This is a genomic window from Bacteroides sp. 4_1_36 (assembly GCF_003466325.1).
Taxonomy (GTDB): domain Bacteria; phylum Bacteroidota; class Bacteroidia; order Bacteroidales; family Bacteroidaceae; genus Bacteroides; species Bacteroides uniformis.
This window is the reverse complement of the sequence record NZ_QSOX01000002.1, coordinates 271,303-290,427: the sequence shown is the minus strand read 5'-3', so window position 1 is coordinate 290,427 and position 19,125 is coordinate 271,303. Positions and strand designations below refer to the sequence as shown.

Annotated in this window: 16 protein-coding genes; 9 read left to right on the top strand and 7 right to left on the bottom strand. The window is 49.3% G+C overall.

Annotated elements, in window-relative coordinates; translation table 11 throughout:
- Positions 1–29 precede the first annotated feature (29 nt).
- The 5 genes from DXD65_RS04130 to DXD65_RS04110 form a co-directional block, all read right to left on the bottom strand.
- The gene (locus DXD65_RS04130) at positions 30–1,193 is read right to left on the bottom strand and encodes a phosphatidylinositol-4-phosphate 5-kinase (protein ID WP_005829069.1); all 1,164 of its coding nucleotides are present in this window, start codon (positions 1,191–1,193) and stop codon (positions 30–32) included.
- 74 nt (positions 1,194–1,267) lie between these two features.
- Entirely contained in the window at positions 1,268–2,557 is a 1,290-nt protein-coding gene (locus tag DXD65_RS04125) for a M16 family metallopeptidase (RefSeq protein ID WP_009038484.1), read from the bottom strand.
- A gap of 12 nt (positions 2,558–2,569) precedes the next feature.
- Positions 2,570–3,325 carry a 3-deoxy-manno-octulosonate cytidylyltransferase gene (gene kdsB / locus DXD65_RS04120; protein ID WP_016273726.1) on the bottom strand — a complete coding sequence of 252 codons (756 nt, stop codon included), beginning with the start codon at positions 3,323–3,325 and terminating at the stop codon, positions 2,570–2,572.
- 81 nt (positions 3,326–3,406) lie between these two features.
- Positions 3,407–3,772 (bottom strand): 2-amino-4-hydroxy-6-hydroxymethyldihydropteridine diphosphokinase, encoded by a 366-nt coding sequence (locus DXD65_RS04115; RefSeq protein WP_005829072.1) that lies wholly within the window; start codon positions 3,770–3,772, stop codon positions 3,407–3,409.
- A gap of 70 nt (positions 3,773–3,842) precedes the next feature.
- Positions 3,843–6,173: a transglycosylase domain-containing protein gene (locus tag DXD65_RS04110; protein WP_057255865.1), complete on the bottom strand. Its 2,331-nt coding sequence runs from the start codon at positions 6,171–6,173 to the stop codon at positions 3,843–3,845.
- 611 nt (positions 6,174–6,784) lie between these two features.
- Between DXD65_RS04110 and pyrB the strand changes: the two genes are divergently transcribed.
- The 5 genes from pyrB to glyA all read left to right on the top strand — a co-directional run bounded on the left by pyrB (position 6,785) and on the right by glyA (position 10,963).
- Positions 6,785–7,732 carry an aspartate carbamoyltransferase gene (pyrB, locus tag DXD65_RS04105; RefSeq protein ID WP_005829081.1) on the top strand — a complete coding sequence of 316 codons (948 nt, stop codon included), beginning with the start codon at positions 6,785–6,787 and terminating at the stop codon, positions 7,730–7,732.
- Positions 7,733–7,758: 26 nt separating this feature from the next.
- Positions 7,759–8,223, top strand: a complete 465-nt coding sequence (pyrI, locus tag DXD65_RS04100; RefSeq protein ID WP_005829083.1) for an aspartate carbamoyltransferase regulatory subunit — start codon at positions 7,759–7,761, stop codon at positions 8,221–8,223.
- Complete coding sequence (locus DXD65_RS04095) at positions 8,220–8,786, top strand: flavin reductase family protein (protein WP_005829084.1); 567 nt, start codon at positions 8,220–8,222, stop codon at positions 8,784–8,786. Before pyrI ends, DXD65_RS04095 begins: the two co-directional genes overlap by 4 nt.
- Before the next feature lie 23 nt (positions 8,787–8,809).
- Complete coding sequence (locus DXD65_RS04090) at positions 8,810–9,580, top strand: porin family protein (protein ID WP_008663573.1); 771 nt, start codon at positions 8,810–8,812, stop codon at positions 9,578–9,580.
- A 102-nt stretch (positions 9,581–9,682) separates the two neighbouring features.
- Positions 9,683–10,963 carry a serine hydroxymethyltransferase gene (glyA, locus tag DXD65_RS04085; RefSeq protein WP_117887373.1) on the top strand — a complete coding sequence of 427 codons (1,281 nt, stop codon included), beginning with the start codon at positions 9,683–9,685 and terminating at the stop codon, positions 10,961–10,963.
- A gap of 119 nt (positions 10,964–11,082) precedes the next feature.
- On the opposite strand, the gene DXD65_RS04080 is transcribed toward glyA, so the two are convergent.
- Both DXD65_RS04080 and DXD65_RS04075 read right to left on the bottom strand, forming a co-directional pair.
- Complete coding sequence (locus DXD65_RS04080) at positions 11,083–12,753, bottom strand: formate--tetrahydrofolate ligase (RefSeq protein ID WP_005829089.1); 1,671 nt, start codon at positions 12,751–12,753, stop codon at positions 11,083–11,085.
- Positions 12,754–12,868: 115 nt separating this feature from the next.
- Positions 12,869–15,022, bottom strand: coding sequence for an outer membrane beta-barrel family protein (locus DXD65_RS04075; protein WP_055288447.1), 2,154 nt, complete (start codon positions 15,020–15,022; stop codon positions 12,869–12,871).
- A gap of 201 nt (positions 15,023–15,223) precedes the next feature.
- Here DXD65_RS04075 and DXD65_RS04070 point away from each other — a divergent pair, with 201 nt between their 5' ends.
- The 4 genes from DXD65_RS04070 (at position 15,224) to DXD65_RS04055 (ending at position 19,113) form a co-directional block, all read left to right on the top strand.
- Positions 15,224–16,795, top strand: coding sequence for a sensor histidine kinase (locus tag DXD65_RS04070; RefSeq protein WP_057255870.1), 1,572 nt, complete (start codon positions 15,224–15,226; stop codon positions 16,793–16,795).
- Between the two features lie 73 nt (positions 16,796–16,868).
- Positions 16,869–17,588, top strand: coding sequence for a response regulator transcription factor (locus DXD65_RS04065; RefSeq protein ID WP_008663566.1), 720 nt, complete (start codon positions 16,869–16,871; stop codon positions 17,586–17,588).
- A gap of 21 nt (positions 17,589–17,609) precedes the next feature.
- Positions 17,610–18,416, top strand: a complete 807-nt coding sequence (locus tag DXD65_RS04060; protein WP_008663564.1) for a hypothetical protein — start codon at positions 17,610–17,612, stop codon at positions 18,414–18,416.
- 100 nt (positions 18,417–18,516) lie between these two features.
- Positions 18,517–19,113 (top strand): hypothetical protein, encoded by a 597-nt coding sequence (locus tag DXD65_RS04055; protein WP_005829107.1) that lies wholly within the window; start codon positions 18,517–18,519, stop codon positions 19,111–19,113.
- The last annotated feature ends 12 nt before the right edge of the window (positions 19,114–19,125 follow it).

The following is a 19,125-nucleotide window of genomic DNA, read 5'->3' as shown; positions in this document are numbered from 1 at the left end:
CTTTAATTTTTAATTTCTAATTTTTAATTCTAATTCTCCAGCCTTCCCATCTTGTAGGTTCCTTTTCGTATCACCTTTCCGTTCTTGTCTGTTTCTACAAACGGACCGTGTTTTTTGCCTTGTTTGAAGAAGCCTTCATAACGGTTTCCGTTCTTGTCCTCCTGGATACCGCTACCTTCTTCCATACCGTTCACAAAACCGCCTTTATATTTGGTTCCATCGGTCTGAATCAGGGTACCTTGGCCGTTGAACTTATTGTCTTTCCATTCACCTTCGTAAGAGTCACCTACATTCCATTTGTAAGTACCGTATCCGTCACGTTGGTTATCTTTCCAATTACCTTCGTAAACGGCGCCGCTTGCCCACGTAAATGTACCGTGGCCTTCCTGCTTTCCATCCTTGAAGCTGCCCACATACTTGTTGCCGCTAGCATGGTAATAAATGCCCTCTCCGGTACGTTCACCTTGAACATAAGAACCTTCGTAACGGTCGCCGGTATGGAAAAAGTAAATACCTTTGCCATGCTGCATGTCGTCCTTCCAGTCACCTACGTATTTGTCACCGTTGGCATATTCAAAAGTTCCTTTACCGTCCCGGACATCATTTTTCCACTCTCCGTCATATTTGGAACCGTCATTCCAGGTCAGTGTTCCTTTGCCGTCTTTCTTGTCATTCTTCCACGAGCCTACATACTTGGAACCGTTCTTCCAGGTATACGTTCCTTGGCCTTCACGTTTATCATTCACCCAGTCGCCCTCATAAATATCACCATTGTAATAGTACATGGTTCCTTTACCGTGCTGGTAATCCTGAAACCACATGCCGTCATAACGGTTGTTATTCATAAAATAGTAGATACCCCTACCATGCTGCTGGTCTTGAAACCATTGCCCCTCATACTTTTCACCGTCGGGAAACATATATGTACCGTAGCCTTCACGCTTGCCCTTCACATACTCACCCTCGTAGACGTCGCCGTTCTTGAAAACGGTCTTCCCCTTTCCATTGGGCTTGCGCCCTTTTATTTCACCGGTATAGACGGCCCCGTTATCTTTGAACGTATAGGTACCTATCTTTATCTCCGAAGAGAATGTACTTTTCACTTTATCGAAAAAGCCGCTTTTTTTTTCCTGGGCAGTGGCTCCACCTTGGCATAAGAAAGCCAGAATGAGTGCAGTATATAGATATTTCATTAATTGATAATTGATAGTTGATAATTGACAAAGGTAGGATTTATCCGGTAAAATGATGCGATAACTCCCGCTTTTTATGACATTTTTTTGCCGCACACTATTTCTTTTAATTTCTCTTTGCATAAATGCCGCCCTGCAAGTTCACGGATTTCTTGTGGAGTAACCTCCTTGACAGCATCCAGTGCTTCGGCAAAGTAGGTATCCTGCAAGCCCGATACCTGCACAAAAATCCAGGCATCTGCCAGCGAGAATGCAGATTCATAACTACGGCACATGTCTCCCAACATATAGTTCTTCACCATGGAAAGCTCTCCATCGGAAGCCAGCTCGTTCTGAAGGCGGTCTATTTCATGATAAACCTCACCGATAAGAGGCTCCACAAATTCGTTGGCGGCTTCGGCACTGACCGCCAACACTCCCTGCCCCGGATAGGGCATGATGGCTGCGGAGATACCGTATGTGTATCCTTTATCTTCCCGGATATTGGACATCAGGCGACTGCCAAAATAACCCCCGAACAGTGTGACCAGTACGCGGGCCTTCAAGTAGTCCGGATGATTACGGTCCAGGGAAAGCATGCCCATACGGACGGCACTTTGCAGGGCGTCCGGACGTTCGATGAAGATACGTTTTCCGGAGGTGGTAACCGGATGGAATTCTGTCTTCTCCGGTTTACGGAAATCCGTACCGAAAGCCTCGCAGCCAAACAAGGACTCTATCCTGTGGATGCAATCACCGGTTACCTTACCCGAGAGATAGATGCTGCAATTATTGGAATGATAGTAACGGTCATAAAACTCGCGTAGCACCGCAGGAGTGATGCGCCGATAATCCTCTTCCTGCACCAGACGTCCACCGGGATGCTGCCCGCCGTACAGAGCCTTCACCAATCCGCGGTGCGCCAGAAAGTCCACCTTGGAAGAGTTGACAAGAAACTGCTGGATATTGTTGTCTACAATCACTCCCAGCTCTTTCTCGGGAAATACCGGCTCTTTGACGATAGACTCCAATATGTCAAGCGTTTGGGGAAGGTATTTATTCAGAGAATAAAGGGTGACATAGGCATACTCGGATGCACTGGACAATTCCAGCCAGGCTCCGTAATAGTCCAGCTTTTCCGCTATCCGGGCGGCATCGTAGCGTCGGGTGCCCTCGCGAAGCATGCGGTTCGTAAACAACGCCTGCAAGGGCTGTTTCTGTTGCCATCGGCCGCCTGCCATGAGGAGATCGATACGTGTCACTTCATTGTCACCGGCATTGAGCACGCTCAATGGCACGCCATTAGGCAACTTGATACGTTCCGGCCTTTGCACCACCAGTTGTTCCGGTTCAAGAATCCGGGGTTGGTCACTTCGGTTCAGCATGGGCTTTCTAGTTTACAGCCCATGGCTTTTAAGAAATTCTTCTGCCCGTTCCAAATCTTGAGGAGTATCTATGCCGATAGTTTCTACATCCGTGATACCTGCTTTGATAGTGTATCCGTTTTCCAACCAACGAAGCTGTTCCAATGATTCGGCAATCTCGAGGGATGACTGCGGAAGGGCGGTTATCTCTTTCAGTACCTCTACGCGATAGGCATAAAGGCCGATATGCTTATAATACGTATGGTTCTTCAGCCAGTCTTCCTTCGCCGCATTACGCTGGTAGGGAATGATGGAACGGCTAAAATAGAGGGCATTCCTGTTTTTGTTGAGCACAACCTTCGGAGAGTTCACATTTTCCAGTGCCTCGAAACCATTATCTACCGTAAAGGGTTTCACCAGAGTGGCTATCTGGGTGGCCGGATCGTCGAAACATGCTTTGACGGCTTGTAACTGCGAAGGCTGGATGAAAGGCTCATCCCCCTGGATATTCACCACGACATCAAACTGTCCTCCTATTTTTGTACAAGCTTCCTGACAGCGGTCGGTGCCGCTTTTATGTTCGGTGGAAGTCATTACCACCTTTCCTCCGAATGCTTTTACTGCGGCTTCAATACGCTCATCGTCCGTAGCCACGTATGCATCGTCCAAGATTCCTGCCACTTGCTCGTATACTCGCTGTATCACGGTTTTTCCACCTAACACCGCCAATGGTTTGGCTGGAAAACGCGTAGATGCGTAACGGGCAGGTATGATTCCTAAAAATTTCATTTTCAATCTTCGTTTTTTAAAATGAGAGTGTATCCGAAAGTGTTCATATACTATCGACACATCTCCTTATATTCTTTATTATTATAACAGTTGTTTCAATCCTCGCAGGATATAATCACGTTTCAAATCTTTTGGCTTATAGACAGTCCCGTCACAAGACAACAAGTCTATATCCAGCCGTACAATTTCCTGCTCCTTCTCCTCGGGCTTCCTTCCGGCTTCCCGTTCGATGGCTTTCAGGCAGGCGGTGACTTCCTCTACCGGATTATCGGAAGCAAAGCATGCCACCTGATTGGAGAACAGATTCGGACGGTGAAAGAACAAAGGTACCGTCTCCTCCTCTTCCGAGAAACGTATTCCCGAAAAAAGTTCCGTCAAGCGTCTGCGAGCCAGTTCCATGTTCTCCCTCCGCTGCTCGTTGCTCCCAATACTAATCGTATAATCCATTTTTTAAGGTGAAAGGGGAAAAGGTGAAAATTGAAAGTTTACCTTTCCACTTTCAATTTTCACCTTTCAACTAATTAAACAGTTCGTCGAGTCCCTCTATCGGTTCTTCTATATGGGTGTCTCCTTCCAGATTCACATCATCCTTGCACGGGTCATAGCCTTCGGGCAACTGGAATGTTTCATTTTCATCATATCCCAGAGATTTGTCACCGAGCACTTTCACCATGTATTTGGTCCAGATAGGCAATGCCATGGAAGCACCTTGTCCGTGAAGCATCGTATCGAAGTGGATGTCGCGGTCCTCACCGCCCACCCAGCAACCGGACACAAGCGAAGGCGTGAAGCCCATAAACCAGCCGTCGGCATTGTAGTTCGTCGTTCCGGTCTTGCCGCCCATGTCGGCTTTCACACCCAGACGGCGCACACGGCCTCCGGTACCTTCGTTGACAACGGCACGCAGCATGACCAGCATCTTGTAAGCGCTGGATACGCTGATGACTTCCTGCATTTCGGGAGCAAAGGTTGCCAGCACGTTTCCGTCGTTGTCCTCGATGCGGGTCACGAACAGCGGAGCTACCCGGATACCCTTGTTGGGGAATGCGGTATAGGCACTTACCATCTCGCCGACGGAAATCTCGCACGGGCCCAGACAGAGTGAAACGGAAGGTACTATATCACGGTTGCGGACACCGAAAGTATGTATAAGACGTTTCAGATTATAGGGATTCAGCTTGCTCATGAGATAGGCCGTAATCCAGTTGTCCGAGTTTGCCAGCCCCCACTTCACAGTCACCATGTCACCAATCAGCTTTTTGTTGGCATTACGCGGCGTCCACGGTTTTCCGTTTTCATCAATCAGCGTGTATTCCACGTGGCGCACTTCGTCGCAGGGAGAAAAACCGTTCTCCATAGCCAATGTATAAAGGAAAGGCTTGATGGTAGAACCTACCTGGCGGCGTCCCACCATGGCCATATCGTACTGGAAGTAATGGTAGTTCGGTCCGCCTACGTATGCCTTGACATGTCCGCTGCGCGGGTCCATGGACATGAAACCGGCACGAAGGAAGAACTTGTAGTAACGGATGGAATCCATCGGGGTCATAATGGTGTCTTTCTCCCCTTCCCAACTGAATACGGACATCTCCTCCGGGGTATCGAAGGCTTTCTTTATTTCAGCTTCGGTGGCTCCGGCTTTCTTCATAATGCGGTAGCGGTCGGACAACCTCATGGCACGTCCCAGAATCTCGTCCACCTGCTCCTGGGTCAGACGGAAGGTGTAGGGAGCTTTCTTGGCCCCTTTCTTTTCCTTGAAGAAGTAACCTTGCAGTTCCTTCAGATGCTCTGTCACGGCATCCTCGGCATACTGCTGCATACGCGAGTCGAGCGTGGTATAGATTTTCAGCCCGTCGGTGTAGAGGTTGTATTTGGTACCGTCTTTCTTGGTGTTCTTTTCGCACCATCCAAAGAGCGGATTGTTCTCCCAATCAAGTGAATCCTCGTAGTATTTCTGCATCTGCCAACCGCGGTAGTTGGCCTTGTCGGGCTTCTTGGCGGTGAGCACGCCGCGCAGGTATTCGCGGAAATAAGTGGCCAACCCTTCCTTGTGGTCCACACGGTTGTACTTCAGTTTCAGAGGCAACGCCTGGAGGGAGTCGCGCTCGGCTTCCGTAATATATCCCGCTTTCCGCATCTGGTCGAGCACCACATTGCGCCGTCCGCGGGAACGTTCATTGTAGCGCACCGGATTATAGAGAGACGGATTCTTGCACATGCCCACCAACGTAGCCGCTTCCTCAATCTTCAAATCTTTCGGTTCGCAACCGAAGTAAGTAAAGGCAGCAGTCTTGATGCCTACCGCATTGTTCAGGAAATCGAACTTGTTGAGATACATGGTGAGGATTTCCTCTTTTGTATAGTAACGTTCCAGCTTTACGGCAATCACCCATTCGATAGGCTTCTGGAACAGACGTTCCATCACATTGTCGGCACTGGGGGAATAAAGCTGCTTGGAAAGCTGCTGGGTGATGGTACTGCCACCGCCGGCATTCTTCTGCATCAGGATACCGCGCTTCACTATGGCACGCGTCAGGGCGTAGGCATCAATGCCCGAATGTTCGGCAAAACGTACATCTTCCGTAGCTATCAAGGCGTTGATGATATTGGGCGACAAATCATTGTATCCCACAAACACGCGATTTTCCTTACTATAGGAATAAGTACCCAATACTTTTCCGTCCTCGGAAAAGACTTCTGTGGCAAATTTGTAATTCGGATTTTCCAGGTCTTCCACCGGAGGCATATAGCCTATCCAGCCCTTGGCTATGGAAAAGAATATAAAGACACACACCAGCGAAATCAGTGCGATGAAAATCCATAGGATTTTGACGACTTTCCTTATCATGTTTCAGTTGCTAAAATCAAAGTTCAATAATAGGGCAAAGGTACGGAAATATATTGGATGTGCCTATGCTTTTTATATCTTTTTCAGGATAAGATTTCCGGCATTCACAAAAAAAACGCCCGTTTATTTTAATGGAAACTGTCAGTGAAATGCAAAACGATTGCAAAATAATTAGAAAACTTGAAGAAAAAATCGGAAAGGAAAAACACATCGTAATGAGCTATAATACAGATTGAAACAATGAAAACTTGCCCTCGCGCGCGTAAGAGGAGATAAGATAAGAAGAGAAGAGAAAAAAACGACGTTGTCGTTAAAAAGAACGACGGCGACGGCGTAAAGAGATACCACACTTCACTGTCCGGAATGCCACACTTCGACAAGGCAAACGCCGCACTTGACTAAGGCAAATGCCACACTTGAACATTCGCGAAATGCGGCATTTACTTTGTCGAAGTGTGGCATTTCGGATGATGAAGTGTGGCATTCCGGACAACAAGCCACACGGTTAAAAAAACAGCCCATATTTCGCAAAAAACTTCCCCGCATATTTCCGTAGCCCGCATATTTTCCGTAACTTTACACTCTCGAAAAGTATAAATGAATTCAACGATATGGAAAACAGAAGTTTAGTCACCATTGCCGAGCATAGCCGGGAAAAAATCCTCTATATGCTCGAGATGGCGAAAGAGTTTGAAGCCCATCCCAATCGGCATATATTGGACGGGAAAGTAGTTGCCACCTTATTTTTCGAGCCTTCCACCCGTACACGCCTCAGTTTCGAGACTGCCGCCAACCGGCTTGGAGCACGTGTCATCGGGTTCAGCGACCCAAAGGCCACCAGCTCATCCAAGGGCGAGACGCTGAAAGACACCATCAAGATGGTGAGCAACTATGCCGACATCATCGTGATGCGCCACCACCTCGAAGGGGCCGCACGCTATGCCAGTGAAGTCACCACCGTGCCCATTGTGAATGCCGGAGACGGTGCCAACCAGCATCCCTCACAAACCATGCTCGATCTCTACTCCATCTACAAGACACAAGGCACACTGGAGAACCTGAACATTTTTCTGGTCGGCGACTTGAAGTACGGCCGTACCGTCCACTCCCTGCTGATGGCCATGCGCCACTTCAACCCCACTTTCCACTTCATCGCTCCCGACGAGTTGCGGATGCCCGAAGAATACAAAATCTACTGCCGCGAGCACAACATCAAGTACGTGGAACATACGGACTTTACGGAAGAAATCATTGCTGATGCCGACATCCTCTACATGACCCGTGTGCAGCGCGAGCGCTTCACCGACCTTATGGAGTACGAGCGGGTGAAGAATGTCTACATCCTGCGCAACAAGATGCTGGAACATACCCGTCCCAACCTGCGCATCCTGCATCCGCTGCCCCGTGTCAACGAAATAGCCTATGATGTGGACGACAATCCCAAGGCATACTATTTCCAGCAGGCACAAAACGGACTGTATGCCCGTGAAGCTATTCTGTGCGATGTACTGGGCATCACGCTGGATGAGGTGAAAAAGAGTAAAGGAGTAATTCAGTAGAATCGTCTAATAACTAATATTTCAAGATGTTAAGCGAAAAGAAACAGGAATTGCAGGTTGCTGCTCTGGAAAACGGCACTGTAATAGACCATATACCCTCCGAGAGACTGTTTACCGTAGTCTCCCTGCTCGGACTGGAACACATGAGCAACAATATCACTATCGGCTTCAACCTCAAGAGCAAGAAGCTGGGCACGAAAGGCATCATCAAGATTGCCGACAAGTTCTTCTGCGACGAAGAGATAAACCGTATCGCCGTGGTGGCTCCCAATGTAAAACTGAACATTATCCGCGACTACGAAGTGGTGGAGAAACGCGAAGTCCGCCTGCCCGAAGAGCTGCGCGGAATCGTGAAATGCGCCAACCCGAAGTGCATCACGAACAATGAGCCTATGCCTACGTTGTTTCATGTCGTGGATAAGGACAATTGCGTCATCAAATGTCACTACTGCGAAAAGGAGCAGACCAGAGAAGATATTGAGATTATATGAAAGAAGACTGGAAACCCGGAACCATGATTTATCCGCTGCCCGCCGTACTGGTGAGCTGCGGAAGCACTCCGGAGGAATATAACATTCTGACTATCGCATGGACGGGGACGATTTGTACGAACCCGCCCATGTGCTACATCTCCGTACGCCCCGAACGCCACTCCTACGACATCATCAAGCGGAATATGGAATTCGTCATCAACCTCACCACGAAAGATATGGCACGGGCCACGGACTGGTGTGGCGTACGCTCCGGAAAGGACTACAACAAATTCGAGGAAATGCATCTGACACCGGGGAAAAGCACCGTAGTCAGCGCGCCTCTTATCGAGGAATCACCGCTTTGCATAGAATGCCGGGTAAAGGAGATTATGGCTCTCGGTTCGCACGACATGTTTATAGCGGATGTGGTAAATGTACGTGCCGATACCCGTAATCTGAACCCTGAAACCGGCAAACTGGAACTGGCGGAAACGAATCCCTTGGTCTATGTGCACGGTGGATATTATGAGCTGGGAGAAAAGATAGGCAAATTCGGATGGTCAGTAGAGAAAAAGAAGTAATAATGCGATAAAGGTTTTAAGAGATGGAGTTGCGACGAATCTTGATGGGCTTATATCTGTTGGCCTTCCCCGCCATGATGTGGGGACAGACTCCGGTTGTGCCCGGTACTGCCGACGAAGAGCATTCCGGACACCGCAAGGAAACTCCGGTCAATTTCGGTTTCAAAGGCGGTTTCACCTCTTCCTTGTTCCTTGTATCCCAGTTCAGTGTCAACGGAGTACCCATTGACGAAGTGCAGAACAATTACAAGATAGGATATTTCGGTTCCCTTTTCATGCGGATAAACTTCGACCGCCACTTCCTGCAACCGGAAATATCCTACAACATCAACCGGTGCAACATCACCTTCGAGAAACCTCTGCCCGAAGACGCCGCATCAGGAGCCCGGCTGGAGGAAGCCTCCATTACATCGTCCATCCACAGTATAGACATCCCCGTCATCTACGGATACAACTTCATCAAGGAGGGGCCGTACAGCCTTGCCGTCTTTGGAGGACCCAAAGTGCGCTATATATGGGACAGGAAAAGTGACATCGACTTCGAGAATTTCGACCAGGTGAATATCCGTGAAAGGCTGCGTCCGCTCAATCTCAGTTTCACCGTCGGCGTATCCGTCACCATCTCACGCGTCTTTTTCGACTTCCGTTACGACATGGGGCTGCACAACATCTCCAAGAGCGTGACATACGATATTCCGGCCGACAACAACGCTGCTGACGAAAACACGAAAAACGAAATCCGTTTTCACCGCAGGGACAATGTGCTGAGTTTTTCTTTCGGAGTGTTCTTTTGACAGTAAATTTCTTCCTTTTCTTTCAATTTATTCATTTATTTCCCGTAAATTTGTGCGCTTAATAAGAGAACACAGATTTATCAAACTTATCTAATAAGCAGAATGAAAAGAGATGATTTAATTTTCGAACTTATCGAAAAAGAACACCAACGTCAGCTCAAAGGCATTGAACTGATTGCATCAGAGAACTTTGTAAGTGACCAGGTTATGCAGGCAATGGGCTCCTGCCTCACCAACAAGTATGCTGAAGGATACCCCGGCAAGCGTTACTATGGTGGTTGTGAGGTAGTGGACCAGAGTGAGCAGATTGCCATCGACCGCTTGAAACAGATTTTCGGCGCAGAATGGGCCAACGTACAGCCGCACTCCGGTGCACAAGCCAATGCAGCCGTATTCCTCGCCGTGCTCAATCCGGGCGACAAATTCATGGGACTGAACCTTGCACACGGCGGTCACCTCTCCCATGGCTCACTGGTCAACACTTCCGGTATTATCTATACTCCCTGCGAATACAATCTGAACCAGGAAACCGGACGTGTGGACTATGACCAGATGGAAGAAGTTGCCCTGCGCGAGAAACCCAAAATGATTATCGGCGGCGGTTCTGCTTATTCCCGCGAATGGGACTACAAGCGCATGCGCGAAATCGCGGACAAGATAGGTGCCATCCTAATGATTGACATGGCTCATCCTGCCGGACTGATTGCAGCCGGTGAACTGGATAACCCCGTGAAATATGCCCACATCGTGACCTCCACTACCCACAAGACTCTGCGTGGTCCTCGCGGTGGCGTTATCATGATGGGTAAGGACTTCCCCAATCCCTGGGGCAAGAAAACTCCGAAGGGAGAAATCAAGATGATGTCCCAGTTGCTGGATTCAGCCGTATTCCCCGGTATCCAAGGTGGTCCGCTGGAACATGTCATCGCAGCCAAAGCCGTTGCCTTCGGCGAAATCCTGCAACCGGAATGGAAAGAATATGCCAAGCAGGTGAAGAAAAACGCCGCTGTCTTGGCACAAGCCTTGATGGACCGTGGCTTCACCATCGTTTCCGGCGGTACGGACAACCACTCCATGCTGGTAGACCTGCGCAGCAAATATCCCGATTTGACCGGTAAGGTTGCCGAGAAGGCGTTGGTATCTGCCGACATCACCGTAAACAAGAACATGGTTCCGTTTGACAGCCGCTCGGCTTTCCAGACTTCCGGCATCCGTCTGGGTACTCCTGCCATCACAACCCGTGGTGCCAAGGAAGACCTGATGCTCGAAATTGCCGAGATGATTGAAACCGTTCTGTCCAACGTAGACAACGAACAAGTCATCGCAGAGGTACGTGCACACGTCAATGCGAAGATGAAAGAATACCCGCTGTTTGCTTATTAATAAGCAAACAGAATTAAAAATTAAGAATTAAAAATTAAAGGCTGCGCAGTTCAAAGCGAACATTGCGCAGCCTTTAATTTTTAATTCTTAATTTTTAATTCTAAACGCGCTCCGCGCGTTTAGCTCAGCCCTTCTATATTTCCGTCCACAATATCAATGTGTTCGGCTTGTGGTTTCTTGGGTAATCCCGGCATACGGAGAATTTCACCGGCGATGGCTACAATCATTTCCGCACCGTTATTGACCACAATATCCTTGATGTGGAACTCAAAGTTGTTGACTGCACCGTATATCTTCGGGTCGGCAGAGAAGGAGTACTGCGTCTTGGCAATACAGACGGGGTAATGGCTGATACCCATCTGCTCTATCAGTTTGATAACTTTGCGGGAGTGGAGACTGTAAGTCACTACGCTTGCCCCGTAGAGGTTGCAGGCTACCTTTTCTATTTTACGTTCCACGCAATCGCTCTCTTCGTAGGTGAAGGTCAGCGGTTCGGATGGTTTGTTCTCGATAGTATCTACTACCAGATTGGCAAGGTCAACGGCTCCCTCTCCTCCTTTGGCAAAGGCGTTGTTCACGGCAAAACCTACCTCAAGCTTTTCTTCGCAATGGCGGCGGATAGCTTCCACCTCCTCGTCCGTATCACTGGCAAAACGGTTGAATGCCACGATGACCTGCTGGCCGAATGAACGCAAATTGCGTACATGCTTGTCCAGATTGCCGAAGCCCTCTTTCAGTCCTTCCATATTGGGTTCCTTGATGCGGTCCAGACTGACACCGCCATGCATCTTCAGTCCTTGTGCGGTAGCAACGATTATCGTCAGCTTGGGCTGTAAGCCGCTCTTGCGGCACTTGATGTTGTAGAACTTCTCCGCACCCAGGTCAGCCCCGAAACCGGCTTCCGTCACTACATAATCGCCAAATGTCATGGCCATTTTTGTGGCAAGAATGGAGTTGCAACCATGGGCAATATTTGCGAACGGTCCTCCATGAACAAAAGCAGCAGAGCCTTCGGTAGTCTGTACCAAGTTGGGGTTGATAGCATCTTTCAACAGTACGGTAATGGCACCGGCTACTCCTAACTCCTTCACTGTGAAAGGAGTACCATCGAAACGGAATCCCAGAATAATATTTTCAATACGGCGACGGAGGTCGTCGAGGTCTGTTGCCAGACAGAGAATAGCCATAATTTCGGAAGCCGGGGTAATATCGAAGCCCGACTCCTCGGTAATGCCGTTGGTGCTCGGTCCCAATCCGGTGACAATGCTCCGCAAGGAACGGTCATTCACATCAAGTACGCGCCGCCAGATGATTTCTTTCAGTCCGAAGCCATCCGCCTGATGCTGGTACAAGTAATTGTCGAGCAAAGCGGAAATCATGTTGTGTGCGGAGGTAATGGCGTGAAAGTCGCCCGTAAAGTGCAGGTTTATCTTCTCCATGGGCAGCACCTGGGCATATCCTCCACCGGCAGCACCGCCTTTCATGCCGAAGCAAGGACCTAACGAGGGTTCGCGTAAAGCCACAATCGCTTTCTTGCCAATCTTGTTCAGCCCCAATGCCAGCCCGATGGACACGGTTGTTTTACCGATACCCGCTTTCGTAGCCGTGATAGCCGTCACCAGTATCAGATTGCTCTTCTTCACTTTCTCTTCATCAATCAGATGCGTAGGAATCTTGGCTATGTAACGGCCATAGTTCTCTACTTCGTCACGCGGGATATCCACACTTTCAGCCACCTGCTTTATCTTCTTCAGCTCTATGCTGCGGGCTATTTCAATGTCCGATTTCATACAGAGTCTTTTCTTTAAATAACAACTTTAATGTTTTGAAAGTTGCAAAAGTACGAAAGATGTGGCAAAGTACAAAAGAATACCGTATTTTCACCTGACCACCTGCATCTTCTATCTATTTGAACCGCGACGTATCCACCGCCTCCCGTTGCTTCTCCTTATATCCACCGAATTTATAAGTAAACGATACGCCGAATTCGCGGAAGCATGAGTAATGATTCGTCACATTCTGCGTCTTGAAACGGATGCGGGGAGAAATCTGTCCCGTCTCAAAAATATCGTTGCAATAGAGGTTGAGAATGGCTTTGTTCTTGGCGAAGCCGTAGCGCAGGGCAATATTCACATTGCCCGACGTAGGCAGGTCGTAGATGCCCTGAATGGCTTTACTATGCACAAATCCGGTCACCGTCAGCTTCAAGTCGGGTTTGGTGGAGAGAGTAAAAGTATTGTTCATCTGGGCAATGCCATAGCATTGCTTTCTGTCGAAAGGAATATCCCAGAAATCACCATCCTTTTCGCGATGCCACAAGCCGATGAGGGTAAGGCGAGAATTCAACCAATCCTTCACCTTAAACGGGATAGAGGCTTGTATACCTGCTTGTTGCTGATAATCAAAATTGAGTGTCTTGTAGATTTCAACCAGACGTTCGGAAGATTGGTAGAGTGTCTGTACGGAGTAGTCCTTGGTATGGTTGAACCAAGCGCTGAAGATGTATTTGCTCTTCAAAATATAGGTCATTTTAAGCTCATACTCTTGCGCCGGTTTCAGCAACGGATTACCATGCAGCTCAGAGTATCCGCCACCGATGTAAGAGACGGCATCCTGCACCGCCCAGTAGTCGGGATAGTCCTTGTCGCTGCTCAGAGAGAGCTGAAGGATATGTCCCGGTGACGGCATATAGTTCAAGTTGACGATGGGATACCAGTCCCACTGGTTCCAGACGGGAGTCTTGTAATGCTCCACAGCCAGGGAAGCGTCCAAAGCGAGTTTGTCGCCGAAACTCTTGCTGGAACCTGCATAGATATTCCAGGTCTGCTCGCGGCGGCGGGACTTCATATTGCTCAAGGCATCCGATGAGGTCAGTTGTCCGCCGGTTTCGGGGTCATAATAATATTGGTAGCTGTTGTCGATGCTGGTAGTATAGATGGCTCCGTAATTCAAATCCCAACCTTTTCCCAGACTGTGCTCCTGGGCCAGAAAGAATTTCCATCGGTTGATACGTTGGCAATCTTCGGTGTAGAAGTCGAGTTCCTCGTCCTGCATGCGGCTATGCAGCAACTGGTCGGACGGGGAACGGTAGTAGGTCAGTTCGGCACCGGCTTTGAGGCCGAAAGGGGTACGATAGTCCAGACGGCCGTTGTGCAGCCAGTCGGTGCTATTGCCATGAGTTGTGGACACCTGCGTGCCCGTCACGCCCTTCCAGTTGTGGGAGGTGGAATAGCCACCGTTATAGACGAAACTCAGCTGATGGTCCTTGGCGATGTTATAGTCCGCCCCTACCCTGAAATTATGGGTATGACTGCGGCCACGGCCCACCTCATATGTTGTCATGGGGTGAACCGAGCCGTCTGCCAGGGTGTGCACAGCCTCTTTGTCGGTAGTAGAGTAGCCCCGGCCATGGCTGTGCGAGTAAAGAAAATCTGCTGAGAATTTATTTTTGCTGAAGAGCAGGCTGGCGCGTTCCTCAAAGCCTTCGTTATGCTTCTGGCGATACTTGGCATAGAGTTCGCCTTGCCAGGAGCCGGGGCCGCCTACCGATTGTTTCAAGGTGATATTGATAAGTGCGCCACGCACCTGGTAGCGTGCAGGGGCGTTGTACATCACTTCCGCCTTCTCTATGCGGCTGGCAGGGATGCTGCGCAGCAAGGAATAGAGCTGCTCTGTGCTGAGGGTGGTTACTTTGCCGTCCAGGATAACGGTGACTCCCTGACCTGCCAACTGCAGCCCTCCATTCATCTCGATGACGCCGGGAAGCTCTTTCACGGCATCGTAGGCATTGTCTACGGGGAGGTTCTGGATAAGGCGGGGCAGGTCGTACACCAGCTTGCCTTGCGCTGCCTTAACGATGGGGCGTTCACCGGTAATCATCACTTCCGGCAAGGTCTGATAAAGACTGTCCAGACGGGCATCGGTCGTGATAAGGCTGTCGGCGCTGAGGATGCGGTTGTCGTCCGCACCGGAGGTGGTTGCAGTGCCGTTGTTCTCTTGTGCCGAAAGGCTGATGCTCAAAGCACAGCATACAATAGGGAGTAAATAGAATCGTTTCATGTCCTTCTTTTTATTTATGTTTATATTCTTCTTCTGCAAATCTTCGTCTGCAAAGTACGGCAGAATCAGCAGAAACTTGTGTTATCAGCGGCTTACCAAGTGTTATCCAGTGTTATCGGGAGTGTTATTTAGTCTTATCGGATGATAGGGTTCACAATATTAATCTTACCTTTGTATGTATAAAAGTAACCGGAAACAAACATGAAACTGCCATTCAAATATATTGCCATACTTGTCATCGTCTCCCTGGCCGGCATCTTCGCCTACCAAGCCTACTGGCTGACGGGGCTCTACCATACCATGCACAGTGAAATGGAAAGGGACATCACCGAAGCCATGCGCATGAGCGACTATAACGAAATGATGATACGCGTGGATAAAATGAAGCAGGACGACATAAACCACGGTGAAGTCAGCGTATCAGCCGGATACAGCGATGACGGAAAATCATTTGTCCGTAGCAGTACCACCATCTCCCGTGAAGATTCTTTGGACAACACCACCCTGCACGAAACCTTCATGCCCAAAGGAGACAGTGTTTACGTGACCCACCCGAACGATTCAACCCGCGTGGAAGTCAGTGTCAGGGACTCAGACAGCTCTCCCCAATCCGCATTGAGTGCCAAAGGGGGACTGGATGTGATTTTGCGCGACCAAAACAGTATGCTGGAACTCGCCACCTACTTCCAGCGCGGACTGCATTCGGGACTGGACATCATTTCCGACCCCGACGTACTGCTTTATGACAGCCTGCTGACTTCATTCCTGCATGACCGTAACATCAATCTTCCCCATAGGCTGCTACATCTTCACAAAGGCAGCAAATGGGACTCTACCATTCTCTATATAGATACATTGGTAAACATCGGTACCCCCGGCTATGTGCCTACCTCAAAAGCCGTGGAATATAATTATTCTTTCGACATCAATACAAATCAAAGCTACCGTCTCATCATGGAACCGGCCGGCATGTTGGTCTTGCGACAGATGTCGGGCATTCTCACCACATCATTCGTTATTCTGATCGTACTCGCTTTCTCCTTCTGGTTCCTGATACGCACCATCCTGAAACAGAAGACACTGGAAGAGATGAAGAGCGATTTCACCAACAACATCACCCACGAACTGAAAACCCCCATCGCCGTAGCATATGCCGCCAACGACGCTCTGCTCAACTTCAACCAAGCGGAGGAAAAGGCCAAACGCGACAAATACCTGCGTATCTGCCAGGAACAGCTTCAGCGCCTCAGTGGACTGGTTGAACAGATACTTTCCATGAGTATGGAACGCCGCAGGACTTTCCGCCTGCACCCGGAGGAGTTTGCAATACGTGATATTCTGGAAACGCTCATCGAACAACACAAGCTGAAAGCGGAAAGCTCCGTCCACATATCGGTGGACATCGAACCGGAAGATTTGAGCGTACTTGCCGACCGTACGCATTTCAGCAACATCATCAGCAACCTGATAGACAACGCCATCAAATATTCGCACGGAGAAGCCGAAGTGGCCATCCATTGCCGCAAGGTAACCGTCGAAGGGCAGAATGAACAGACCGAAATCTCCGTCAGCGACCACGGTATCGGTATTGCTCCCGAGAAGCAGAAGCACATCTTCGACAAATTCTACCGCGTACCCACGGGTAATCTGCACGATGTGAAAGGCTATGGGCTGGGATTGTTCTATGTGAAGACCATGATAGAGAAGCATGGTGGCAGCGTATCGGTAAAGAGTGAGTTGGGAAAAGGAAGTACCTTTACGATAAGGATATGATAACATTATTTGTTAGGGTACTTTACATTACTTGTTAAGGAGCTTTACATTACTTGTAACAAAAGCGACAATTATGGAAAAGATAACCGTACTTCTGGTTGAGGACGAACAGACCCTCGCCATGATTATCAAGGACACATTGGAAGGGCAGAACTTCATCATCCACACCGCAGCAGACGGTGAAGAGGGATTGCGCAAGTTCTTCGACCTCCGTCCCGACGTGCTGGTGGCAGACGTGATGATGCCCCGCATGGACGGCTTTGAAATGGTGCGCCGCATCCGGCAGACCGACAAACAGACCCCGGTACTGTTCCTTACCGCCCGCTCCACCATCAACGATGTGGTGGAAGGGTTTGAGCTGGGTGCCAACGACTACCTGAAAAAGCCTTTCGGAATGCAGGAACTCATTATCCGCATAAAGGCCCTGGTAGGCAAAGCTTTCTCCTTTACAGAGGAAAAGCCCAAAGAAACTACCGTTTTTGAAATCGGTGACTACCGTTTCAATTCCGTCACTCAACGACTTGCTTTTGCAGGCACCCCGACTTCACCTAACGCGGATACGGAAGTGGAACTCTCCCACCGCGAGTCCGAGATACTGAAACGTCTTTGCGAGAACCGTAACCAGGTGGTCAACACCCAGAATGTATTGCTCGACCTCTGGGGAGACGACAGCTTCTTCAACTCCCGCAGCCTGCATGTGTTCATCACCAAACTGCGGCATAAACTGGCCGGAGACGAGCGCATCCGTATCGTCAATGTGCGGGGAATAGGATATAAACTAATAGTGAACTAAACTAAAACTAAACTACTATTTATGAAAAAGTTATTATTCATTACTTTTATCTGTTCCTCACTCTGCGCCTATGCACAGAGCGAGATTCCGGAAGACACAATAAAGAACCGGCCTCCCGTAAAGAAAGAGCAGATTCCCTTTTCTCCAAAAGAGAACAAGCGTACGGGCCTTGATGAAAGCCAGCCCCAACAAAGTCTGCAAGGCGAACAGCAGGAAGAGATAAATCTCCATCTCCCTCCCTCCGACTATGTGGAGCCCCTGCCCTGGACGGACATGAAGAAGATACACTTTCAGAAAAACATCTTTGAATGGGACTTCCAGCGTTTCGCCGATTTCCTGCTCTCGCCGGAAGTCGTACTGACGATGTACGGCAGCCATAACACCTATCCTGCAATGGGCTCCATCATGCAGGCTGGCGCAGGAGTCACTTATTACAGTCCCGACGGACATTGGGAATTGAGCGGAGGGGTATATGCCGCCCACTATTCCATCTCCCAACCTTCATCCATTACCGGTGCCCAGTATGCCAAAAGGGATGCCCCCCGAGGTACTCAATGGGACATAGGCTACAATGCCTCCGTATCCTACCGCATCAATCCCTACATGCGCCTGCATGCCTTCGGCCAGTATTCGGGCTACGGGAGAAGTAACTCCTTTCATGGATATATGAACCCGATGTATCCGCAAAGCGGTTATGGCATGGTACTGGAACTGAAAGTGACGGACTGGCTCGACCTCAACGGAGGGATGGAACGAAGATACGACCCCACCAAAATGAAATGGGTAAATTCGCCCATTTTCGCCCCTACCATTCGTATAAAGAAATAGAAATAATACAAAGATATTTCCGGAAATAGAGGGAAACGAGTATCTTTGTTCAGTCTGCCCCTATGCGGCAGACAGCAACTGAAATTGTGAACAAAGAACTATGAAACGAATCTTCTTCTGCATCATCATTTTACTTGCAGGCATGTCATCCGTCAGCGCACAGAGCGAGATGCCTGCCGATACGGTACGTACTGCAGTACGTGGCGAAGCGTCTCCCGAAGGCATGTCTCCGTCTGAAAAGGAGCTTCTGCCGGGCGTGAAGAATTACGACGGCTTCCTGCTGGATATGGGGCTGATGAATCTGTCCACCCCCACTCTTCCCAAATTCACTTTGGAGATACCGGATGCCAGCAAAGACTATAGCCGCATCTTCCAGTTGAACCCGAACGTGACTTATTCACAAGGTCTTTCGAACATATTCTCACTCAGCAACTCCCGGTATTTCAGTTCGAATCCCTTCGGACTGACGGGCTTCTGGGGCTCTACCGACAACCTGCAAATGGGAAGTTTCACTTTGAAGAACGGCATGCGCATCCATACGTACGGCGAATATGACAAGGACGGCTGGAAAGTACCCAACCCTTCCGCACTGCCTTGGGAAAAGAACAATTTCAAAGGGGCGTTCGAGCTGAAATCAGCCAACGGAGCCTTTGGCATACGCATCGAGGTACAGCAGGGCAGACACGTGCCCTATTGATGCCCATCACTT